The organism is Blautia sp. HCP3S3_D9, from assembly GCF_052063845.1.
Taxonomy (GTDB): Bacteria; Bacillota; Clostridia; order Lachnospirales; family Lachnospiraceae; genus Blautia_A.
Genome location: NZ_JBQHWS010000150.1, coordinates 1 through 7,201, shown reverse-complemented (window position 1 = coordinate 7,201; position 7,201 = coordinate 1). Strand labels below are relative to the sequence as shown.

10 protein-coding genes and 1 pseudogene are annotated in these 7,201 nt (G+C 42.8%); 9 read left to right on the top strand and 2 right to left on the bottom strand.

Going from position 1 to position 7,201, the window contains the following annotated elements; all coding sequences use genetic code 11:
- From ACTNES_RS18180 to ACTNES_RS18140, 9 genes and pseudogenes are all read left to right on the top strand, one after another.
- Positions 1-458 (top strand): annotated as a pseudogene (locus ACTNES_RS18180) (threonine ammonia-lyase); the annotation flags it as partial.
- Between the two features lie 185 nt (positions 459-643).
- The gene (ylxM, locus tag ACTNES_RS18175; RefSeq protein ID WP_117674754.1) at positions 644-967 is read left to right on the top strand and encodes a YlxM family DNA-binding protein; all 324 of its coding nucleotides are present in this window, start codon (positions 644-646) and stop codon (positions 965-967) included.
- Between the two features lie 3 nt (positions 968-970).
- On the top strand, positions 971-2,326 hold the full coding sequence (ffh, locus tag ACTNES_RS18170) for a signal recognition particle protein (protein ID WP_441040299.1): 1,356 nt from the start codon (positions 971-973) through the stop codon (positions 2,324-2,326).
- Between the two features lie 113 nt (positions 2,327-2,439).
- A complete protein-coding gene (rpsP, locus tag ACTNES_RS18165) occupies positions 2,440-2,685 on the top strand; it encodes a 30S ribosomal protein S16 (RefSeq protein WP_008704685.1) in 246 nt (81 codons plus the stop codon).
- A 63-nt stretch (positions 2,686-2,748) separates the two neighbouring features.
- The gene (locus tag ACTNES_RS18160; RefSeq protein ID WP_008704683.1) at positions 2,749-2,979 is read left to right on the top strand and encodes a KH domain-containing protein; all 231 of its coding nucleotides are present in this window, start codon (positions 2,749-2,751) and stop codon (positions 2,977-2,979) included.
- Positions 2,980-3,045: 66 nt separating this feature from the next.
- Entirely contained in the window at positions 3,046-3,549 is a 504-nt protein-coding gene (gene rimM, locus ACTNES_RS18155) for a ribosome maturation factor RimM (RefSeq protein ID WP_216459243.1), read from the top strand.
- Positions 3,550-4,308: a tRNA (guanosine(37)-N1)-methyltransferase TrmD gene (gene trmD, locus ACTNES_RS18150; protein WP_216459244.1), complete on the top strand. Its 759-nt coding sequence runs from the start codon at positions 3,550-3,552 to the stop codon at positions 4,306-4,308.
- Entirely contained in the window at positions 4,305-5,330 is a 1,026-nt protein-coding gene (gene queA, locus ACTNES_RS18145) for a tRNA preQ1(34) S-adenosylmethionine ribosyltransferase-isomerase QueA (RefSeq protein WP_441040298.1), read from the top strand. Before trmD ends, queA begins: the two co-directional genes overlap by 4 nt.
- A 264-nt stretch (positions 5,331-5,594) precedes the next feature.
- Positions 5,595-6,092 (top strand): WG repeat-containing protein, encoded by a 498-nt coding sequence (locus ACTNES_RS18140; RefSeq protein ID WP_291814545.1) that lies wholly within the window; start codon positions 5,595-5,597, stop codon positions 6,090-6,092.
- Positions 6,093-6,156: 64 nt separating this feature from the next.
- On the opposite strand, the gene ACTNES_RS18135 is transcribed toward ACTNES_RS18140, so the two are convergent.
- Together ACTNES_RS18135 and ACTNES_RS18130 are read right to left on the bottom strand one after the other, a co-directional pair.
- A complete protein-coding gene (locus tag ACTNES_RS18135) occupies positions 6,157-6,261 on the bottom strand; it encodes a DUF6783 domain-containing protein (protein ID WP_441040297.1) in 105 nt (34 codons plus the stop codon).
- A 3-nt stretch (positions 6,262-6,264) separates the two neighbouring features.
- A partial coding sequence (locus ACTNES_RS18130; protein ID WP_441040296.1) for a CapA family protein occupies positions 6,265-7,201 on the bottom strand: 937 nt, incomplete at its 5' end.

Here is a 7,201-nt window from a genome sequence, read left to right as displayed (position 1 = left end):
TCACAATCGAGGATGATGAGCTGATTGTTGCTTTCCTTGATATGGATGAGAACCACAAGATGATCGTAGAGAACTCTGGTCTTCTGACAGTGGCAGCGCTTCGTCATCTGGATGTGAAGGGTAAGAAGATTGTTTCTATCTTAAGTGGTGGAAATATGGATGTGATCACGATGTCTTCTGTTGTTCAGCACGGCCTGATCCAGAGAGACAGAATCTTTACAGTATCCGTACTCATTCCGGACAAGCCGGGTGAACTGGTACGTGTGGCAAGCGTGATCGCAAAAGCTCAGGGTAACGTTATTAAACTGGATCATAACCAGTTTGTAAGCACAAACAGAAATGCGGCAGTGGAACTTAAGATCACACTGGAGGCATTTGGCACAGATCATAAGAATGAGATTGTTAAAGCTCTTGAAGATGCAGGATGCAGACCAAAGGTGATTCGCCCAAGTCTGTGATTGTCTCAGAGTAGCATCTGCCATGTAAATAAATGAAATGGGAGCTCTGGTGTTCAGTATATGGATGCCGGGGCTTTTTTGATGAGATTTTTAAGAAGAGTATCGGAAAAAATAAATTTGCGCTGTCAAGAGAAAATGCTTGACAGCACATTGGAAATAGGTTAATATAGTCAAGGTGATTACAGATGGAGAAGTTTGTAGAGCAAGGTTATTTATATGATTTTTATGGAGAACTTCTGACAGAGAGGCAGCAGCAGGTTTATGAGAGCGTGGTGTTGGAGGATTACTCGCTGAGTGAAGTCGCAGAGGATCTGGGCATCAGCAGACAGGGTGTGCATGATATGATCAAGAGATGTAACAAGACCCTTGAAGAGTATGAACAGAAGCTCCATCTTGTAGAGAAATTCCTGAATATACGGGCGCAGGTGAAGCAGATCCGTGTACTTGCCCAGGAATATCATTCCGATGAAATTGCAAATATTTCCAATGAGATTTTAGAGGAGTTATAACATATGGCATTTGAAAGCTTGACAGATAAACTGCAGAATGTATTTAAGAAGTTACGAAGCAAGGGCCGCCTGACAGAGGAGGACGTTAAGCTTGCTCTTAAGGAAGTAAAGATGGCTCTGTTAGAGGCAGACGTAAACTTTAAAGTTGTGAAGCAGTTTACCAAATCTGTACAGGAGCAGGCAATCGGACAGGACGTTATGAACGGTCTGAATCCAGGACAGATGGTGATCAAGATTGTTAATGATGAACTTGTGAAATTAATGGGAAGTGAGACAACAGATCTGCCTCTTCGCCCGGGAAATGAGATCACAGTGTTCATGATGGCAGGTCTGCAGGGTGCAGGTAAGACCACCACAGTTGCGAAGCTTGCAGGCAAGCTGAAATCCAAAGGTAAAAAACCTCTTTTAGTAGCCTGCGATGTTTACCGTCCGGCGGCTATCACACAGCTGCAGGTCAACGGCGAGAAACAGGGCGTGGAAGTATTTTCCATGGGAGATAAGCAGAAGCCTGTGGATATTGCAAAGGCAGCCATAGAGCATGCGAAAGCGTATCAGCAGAATGTCGTACTTATCGATACAGCCGGTCGTCTTCATGTTGATGAAGATATGATGCAGGAACTTGCAGATATCAAGGCGAACATTCAGGTAGATGCAACCATCCTCATCGTAGATGCGATGACGGGACAGGATGCGGTAAATGTAGCAAGCACATTTGCTGATAAAGTAGGAATCGACGGTGTCATTCTTACCAAGATGGATGGTGATACCCGAGGCGGTGCAGCCCTTTCTATCAAGGCAGTAACCGGTAAGCCTATTCTGTATGTAGGTATGGGCGAGAAACTTTCTGATCTGGAGCAGTTCTATCCGGAGCGTATGGCTTCCAGAATCCTTGGTATGGGAGATGTCATGAGTCTGATCGAGAAAGCGGAAGCTTCCATCGATAAAGAACAGGCGCAGGACATGCAGAAGAAGTTAAAGAAAATGGACTTTGACTTCAACGATTACCTTACCAGTATGGAACAGATGAACAAGATGGGCGGTATCGGCAGTATCCTGAATATGCTTCCCGGTATGGGTGGTAAGATGAAGGATATTGAGGGAATGATCGATGAGAAAGCCATGGACAGAACCAAATCCATTATCCTTTCCATGACACCTCAGGAGAGAAGCAATCCGTCAATCCTGAACATTTCCAGAAAGAACCGTATTGCCAGAGGCGCAGGAGTAGATATCTCCGAAGTAAACCGTCTGGTGAAGCAGTTTGAGCAGAGCAAGAAGATGATGAAGCAGATGCCTGGTCTTATGGGCGGAAAAGCCGGTAAGCGCGGTGGTGGATTTAAACTTCCGTTCGGACTGTAATTGAGAAGTTAGCGAAGCGGATAACGCTTTGACATAAAAGTTACTGTTTCATAGCTGAACAGTAATATAACATAAGAAAACAATATATTTTATTTAATGGAGGAAAAGAAACAATGGCAGTTAAAATCAGATTAAGAAGAATGGGACAGAAGAAAGCACCTTTTTATAGAATCGTAGTTGCAGATTCCCGTTGCAAACGTGATGGAAGATGTATCGAAGAAATCGGAACATACGATCCAAACCTTGAGCCAAGCGCTGTAACAGTTGATGAAGAAGCAGCTAAAAAATGGCTTGCAGCAGGAGCTCAGCCTACAGACGTTGTAGCAAAAATCCTCAAAGATGCCGGAATCGAAAAATAATTCAGATTTACCATGTAAGGTATTTCTGCAGCGTCCACAGGGGACGGGTCAGGGAGGTATGTAATGAAAGAATTAGTGGAAGTAATTGCAAAATCTCTTGTTGAAAATCCGGATGAAGTAGTTGTTACTGAGACAGAAAAGGAAGACGCGATCATCGTTGAACTGAAAGTCGGACCTGCTGATATGGGCAAGGTTATCGGACGTCAGGGAAGAATTGCGAAAGCGATCCGAACTGTAGTAAAAGCGGCTTCTTCAAAAAGCAGCAAAAAAGTGATTGTAGATATTCTGCAATGAAAATAAGGGTCAGGAGCTGTGGAACAATTCCCATGGCTCCTGATTTGGGTTTATAGGAGTCAGCAGATGGAAGATTTATTAAAAGTTGGTGTGATCACTACGACACACGGAATACGCGGGGAAGTAAAAGTATATCCTACCACAGATGCAGACAGATTTCTGGATCTGGATTATGTTCTGCTTGACACAGGCAGAGAGAAAAGAAAGCTTGAAATTGAGAATGTTAAGTATTTCAAGAACCTTGTAATTCTGAAATTCAAGGGGATTGATAATATTAATGATATAGAGATGTATAAGAAAAGAGAACTCTGGGTTCCGCGAGAAGAAGCGCAGGAGCTGGAAGAAGATGAATATTACATCGCAGACCTGATCGGAATGGACGTAGTTCTCGAAGACGGAAGCAAATTTGGAACTCTGAAAGATGTAATGGAAACAGGCGCCAATGATGTCTATGTAGTAGAGGATACCAAAGGCGAAGAAATCCTTCTTCCTGCGATCAAGGAGTGCATTCTTGACGTAGATGTGGAGAAGAATGTAATGACCATTCATCTGATGAAAGGATTAATATAAATGAATTTTCATGTTTTAACCCTGTTTCCGGAGATGATCGAAAATGGTATGAACACCAGCATTACCGGACGTGCCATCGCAAAAGGTCTCCTCACATTGGAGGCAGTGAACATCCGTGATTATGCGTTCAATAAACACCAGAAAGTGGATGATTACACTTATGGCGGCGGCGCCGGAATGCTGATGCAGGCAGAACCGGTTTATCTTGCCTATGAGGCGATCGCAGAGCGTACAGCAAAGAAGCCGAGAGTTGTTTACCTGACTCCTCAGGGACAGGTATTTAACCAGGCTATGGCCCGTGAGATGGCGCTGGAAGAGGACCTGGTGTTCCTTTGCGGACACTATGAGGGAATTGATGAACGTGTTCTGGAGGAAATCGTCACAGATTACGTGTCTATTGGAGATTACGTACTTACAGGCGGTGAGCTTCCGGCTATGGTTATGATGGATTCCATTTCCAGAATGGTCCCGGGAGTGCTGAATAATCAGGAATCCGGAGAGACCGAATCCTTTGCGGGAAATCTTCTGGAGTATCCGCAGTACAGCCGTCCGGAAGAATGGCACGGCAAAAAAGTGCCGGAGGTTCTCATGTCCGGTCATCATGCAAATATAGAGAAATGGCGCAGAGAGCAGTCAATTTACCGTACGGCAAAAAGACGCCCGGATCTTCTTAAGAAAGCAGATCTGACCAACAAAGAGTGGAACTACGTGCGCCAGTTAAGGAAACAGTGGAAGGAAGAAGAGGAGCAGACAAAATGAAAACATCAGATTTTTATTATGACCTTCCTCAGGAACTGATCGCTCAGGATCCTCTGGAGGACAGAAGTTCATCCAGACTGATGCATCTGTCATTGAAAGACGGCAGCATTGAACATCGTCATTTTACAGATGTTCTGGATTATCTGGAAGAGGGAGACTGCCTGGTTATCAATGATACAAAGGTAATCCCTGCCCGTTTATACGGACATAAAGAAGAAACAGGAGCATTGATCGAGATCCTGCTTCTGAAACGAAGAGAGAACGACATCTGGGAATGTCTGGTAAAACCTGGCAAGAAAGCCCGTCCGGGTGCGAAGATCACATTCGGAAACGGGATCTTAAAAGGTGAGATCATTGATGTGGTAGACGAAGGAAACCGTCTGATCCAGTTCCATTATGAAGGAATCTTTGAAGAAATCCTGGATCAGCTTGGTGAAATGCCTCTGCCACCTTACATCACACATAAACTGAAAGACAAGAACCGCTATCAGACTGTTTATGCAAAAAATGAAGGCTCTGCAGCAGCGCCGACAGCAGGACTGCACTTTACTAAGGAACTTCTTGAGAAAGTAAAGGAAAAAGGTGTCAACATTGCCCATGTGACTCTTCATGTAGGTCTCGGAACTTTCCGTCCTGTTAAAGTAGATGACGTAGAAAGTCACCATATGCATTCCGAATTCTACATGGTGGAAGAAGACCAGGCAAAGCTGATCAATGATACAAAGAAAGCTGGCAAGCGTGTAGTAGCAGTGGGAACCACAAGCTGCAGAACACTGGAATCTGCAACAGGGGAAGATGGAATCCTCAAAGCCGGAAGCGGATGGACAGAAATCTTTATTTATCCGGGCTATCATTTTAAAATGATCGATGCCCTGATTACAAACTTCCACCTGCCGGAATCTACACTCGTTATGCTGGTATCTGCACTGGCAGGTAAGGAGAATATCATGCATGCCTATGAGGTTGCAGTACAGGGGAAATATCGTTTCTTCTCCTTTGGAGATGCCATGATTATTATTTAACTGAATCAGGTAATTTCCCTGCTTCAATTGTGAAAAGCAATAAGCAGTGAAGGGGTGCATCCCCTGATAAACTGCGAAGCAGATATTGGTTTAAAACTATGAAGCGGAATAAAGTGAAAATAATTATATAATTATAAGAAAGGGCTGGAAGATGCAGAGATGTGTCATCCGGCTTTTTGATTGTATATACCAAACTTACATCACAAATATCACAAGATAAAATAAAAATACGAAAGCTGATGCTGAGATGGAGGGCGGTGCAAAATGGAATATCATACAGGTAGAAATTCAGGTTCCCGTACTTATACATCTGAGAAAAAACAAGGGAAAAATCGAAAAACAGCGGGTGTGATAGGTGCTTTTGCAGTTGTGTGTATGCTGTTTCTCGTAATTGCCGCAGGATATAAAATTTTGCCTTATATAAACAATTCAGAAGAAAAAGGCAGTTACAGGATTATTTCAGATGGATATGAAATGCTCACCCAGACGTATGATGGATATATGAGAATGCAAATGAATGGAAAATGGGGATATATTTCGTCAGATGGTAAGAAAGTTATCGATTATCAATATGAAAGAGGAAGAAGCTTTACCCAAATTGGATACGCTGCAGCGAAACAAAATGGAAAATATGGTTATATAGACGAGAAGAACCATTGGGTCATTCAACCAGAATTTATACAGGCAAAGGCATGTAATGATCATGGAATAGCAGCTGTAGAGTCTGAAGAAGGAATCTGGAAATTAATTCAGATAGAATAATTGGAATACAAAAAACTAAAAGCCGGGAAGCTCAAATGTAAACTTCCCGGCTTATTTTAGTATATCAACAAGATTGCTCCAAGAAAAAACTTATCAGCACATTAGAGCGTGTTAAAAAAAACATTCCTGTAATCTGCACGCCCCACTTTGCGGTATATTTTTTAAACATACTTTAGTTCATATCAATCAGATTATTATCCGAAATATCATCCTCCGAAGAATCTGTATCTGAAGAATTTTCACTTGAAATATCTGATTCAGATGAGCTGGTAGATGTATTACGGTTATTATATTCCGCAGTAAAAGTAGTTCCCTCAGCAGTAGAAATCCACGAACTTCGTTCATTAATCTTCTCCAGGATACGCGTTGCTTCATCACCTTCCGCAGGAGTTGGCTGATAATTATTGTATCCGTCATAAGCAGCAGAGGAAATAGAACAGGGAATAATATTGGTTACATTATCATTTTTTACTCCATCAGCATCAATAGTAAAGGTCTGCTGGTAGATCATGGTATCCATATCGCTCGGGGAACTGTTGCCGCCAAAACAGAAATTACCAAGACTGTATACAATATTCTTTCCCTTATAAGTTTCAATACCCTGAAGTACATGAGGGTGATGTCCACATACCAGATCAGCGCCCAGATCGATTGCCATGCGGCCAAGAGTTGTCTGGTTACTGTCAGGAACAGTTTCTGTTTCATTGCCCCAGTGGAAGATTACCACGATCAGCTGTGCACCATCTGCCTGCACTTTGGCAATATTATCTTTTAACTGCTGTTCCCGGTCAAGATGATCGTACAGTTCATAAATACCTACCATACCTACCTTGATTCCCTTTATATCCATAACAGCAGTTTCGTCATATCCGAAATGAACAATTCCTGCATCATCCAGTGCTGCCAGGGTATCTTCAAAGCCCTGATCGCCATAATCGTGGCTGTGATTATTAGCAGTATTTACTGCTTCCACGGAGCTGCCGGATAAAATAGAAGCATAGGAGGCAGGGGCTTTAAATGCAAATGTTTTGTCTTCCCGTTCATCTGAATCAGTAAGTGTTCCCTCGAAATTTGCAATGGTCAGATCATCAGCAGAGAAATTACTTCTA